Origin of the sequence: Stenotrophomonas sp. HMWF003, assembly GCF_003061285.1 — a bacterium.
GTDB classification, from domain to species: Bacteria; Pseudomonadota; Gammaproteobacteria; order Xanthomonadales; family Xanthomonadaceae; genus Stenotrophomonas; species Stenotrophomonas maltophilia_AP.
The window spans coordinates 1-2,391 of the sequence record NZ_QAIW01000008.1 but is presented as its reverse complement, the minus strand read 5'-3'; the positions used below and the strand labels follow the sequence as shown (position 1 = coordinate 2,391).

Here is a 2,391-nt window from a genome sequence, read left to right as displayed (position 1 = left end):
CCCAAGCACCCACCCCCACACCCTGCTACCATTCCCCGGCATTCCAGCCAGCCAGCCCACGCACACATGCGGGACCGGCCGTCACACGTACGGCCCAGCGAGCCAGGACACCCTTCCGTGCCCATTCAAGGACGCTCGCATGTACCCTCGTTTCCTTCTCCGTTCGGCCGCGCTGGCCCTCGCCGTCACCCTGTCCCTTGGCACGCCGTCGGCGTTCGCCGTGGGCAAGGCCACCCCGGCTGCAGAAACCGCCGCCGCCGTGCTGCGCAAGCCCGTTGCCCAGGGCCTGTATGAGCTGGCCTACAGCCCCACGGTAGATGTGGTGTACGTGGCCTCGTCCGGTGGCTTCGGCGATGCCGCCGGTCCGGCGCAGCTGTTGCTGCTGGACCCCAATACCCTCGGCGTGGAAGCGCAGATCCCGCTGGAGCGCAAAGCCTTCGGCCTGGTGCTGGACGACGCCAACCACCGCCTCTACATCGGCAACACCGTGGACACCTCGGTCACCGTGGTCGACACCGCCACCCACAAGGTGGTGGGCATCGTGCAGCTGATGGAAAAGAAGGTCGGCAAGGACGGCAAGGCCGCCTACACCCATGACCTGCGCGAGCTGGTGGTAGATGGCGCGGCCAACCGCCTGTATGTCACCGGCCACTCCGGCGAGGGCAGCGTGCTGTTCGTGGTGGACACGCAGTCGCTGAAGGTAGTGAACAACATTCCGGGCCTGGGCAACGCCAAGGCACCGGGCCTGGCGCTGGATGCCAAGGGCAAGCGCGTGTACACCTCCAACCTGCTGGCCGAAGTGGTCACCGTGGGCACCGACAGTGGCAAGGTGGAGCAGCGCTTCAAGGTGAGCGCCGAGCAGCCGATGAACATCGCGCTGGAGCCGTCGGGCAAGCGCCTGTACGTCACCGACCAGGGCTCGGAGATGATCCGCAAGTACCAGGCCAGCAGCTCGGGCTTCACCTCCACCCACCCGGGCCAGCGCGTGCTGGTGCTGGACCGCACCACCGGCAAGGAACTGGCCAGCATCCCCACCGACGCCGGCCCGCTGGGCATCCTGCTGGACGCCAAGCGCAAGCGCCTGTACGTCACCAACCGCGAAGCGGGCACGGTGACGTCCTACAACAGCGATACGTACAAGCCACTGAAGACCTACTCGGTGCCCACGCACCCGAACAGCCTGGCGCTGGATGCGAAGAAGAACGTGCTGTACGTGACCGTGAAGAACGGCGACAACGAGGCCAAGGGCAGCCCGGAGTCGGTGGCGCGGATTCAGCTGGACTGATCCCGCTGGACCAATGCATTGATGCCGTGCCCATCCGCAGGAGCGGGTGGGCACAGCGCTCCGTCGCTTCTAGCTCCAGGTCAGGCTGCAGGTCGTGGTCAGCTGTTCATCTTTGCGGGCCTTATCCGCCAGGGCAGGCATGGCAGCTATCCCCGACTTCAAGTACGACAGCCCATCTTCCGTCCTGTTGACGGAGCAAAGTATCTTCGCGGCATTGATGACCACCATGTGGCGAAGTCGCGGGTTAGTCGGGGACAGCGATATGGCTTCGGAGATACTGCGCAATGCGCCTTGCCCATCTGCGAGCTTGAACTGTGCGTAAGCCTTGCTGTTCCAGCTAGATGGGTTGGACGGATCGAGGGTGAGCGCTGTATCCAGATGCCGCAGCGCAAGCGAGAAGTTGCCAGCCACGATCTGCCGTTGTCCTGCGGCCAACTCAATATCCGCACGTTGCCGCGCGGTGGGTTGCTGCGCCATGCGCTGTTGTTTGTCTGCTACCAGTACCGCGATTTTGGCACGTATCAGCGTGTTCTCGGGCTCGTCGGAAAAGACGGTGTAGGCCACTGCTATGGCGCCTTGAGACACGGCCGGATCGTCGGAGATGATTCTTTGGTATTCCTGTATGACGAAGTCCGAGATGCGCGCGTTGCGAGCTGCGTTGGCGTCTTCATTGCGCAGGCCAAGCTGATTTTCCTTATCACGCAGCTGCATTTTATGCATATCGATCGCGAGCTGATGCTGGCGCTTGGCCATGTCGGTATTGCCGAAATACGTTGCAGCCGCCAGCACGACAATGACGGCGGGCATCACGACTTTGCCGAAAATGTCCTGCCGTAGTCCCGTGCGGGCAAGCCGTAGTTTCTCTTCTTCGATGTCGAGCTTGCGCTGTTCGGGGTCGGGAGTGCTCATTTTTTTCTTCCTTGAACGCTGAGGTTGCGCGGCCCGGGTCTTGGGCCCTATTGGTAACTAGCGGCGCCAAGGCCGGTAAATTTAGGCTGCGCACCGATTTCAACCCTTGCGCCATAATCAGTGGTTGCTTTCCAACTTTCCACGTACCGCTACCGAGACCCTGGATGTCCCCACCCTCCCCACGCTCCACCGAGGCG

The 2,391-nt window shown here is 62.9% G+C and carries 2 protein-coding genes; one reads left to right on the top strand and one right to left on the bottom strand.

The window, feature by feature from the left end; translation table 11 throughout:
- The first annotated feature begins 139 nt into the window (after positions 1-139).
- Entirely contained in the window at positions 140-1,285 is a 1,146-nt protein-coding gene (locus tag DBR34_RS00415) for a YncE family protein (protein ID WP_128095245.1), read from the top strand.
- Positions 1,286-1,354: 69 nt separating this feature from the next.
- On the opposite strand, the gene DBR34_RS00410 is transcribed toward DBR34_RS00415, so the two are convergent.
- Positions 1,355-2,194, bottom strand: a complete 840-nt coding sequence (locus DBR34_RS00410; RefSeq protein WP_128095244.1) for a hypothetical protein — start codon at positions 2,192-2,194, stop codon at positions 1,355-1,357.
- Positions 2,195-2,391: the final 197 nt, after the last annotated feature.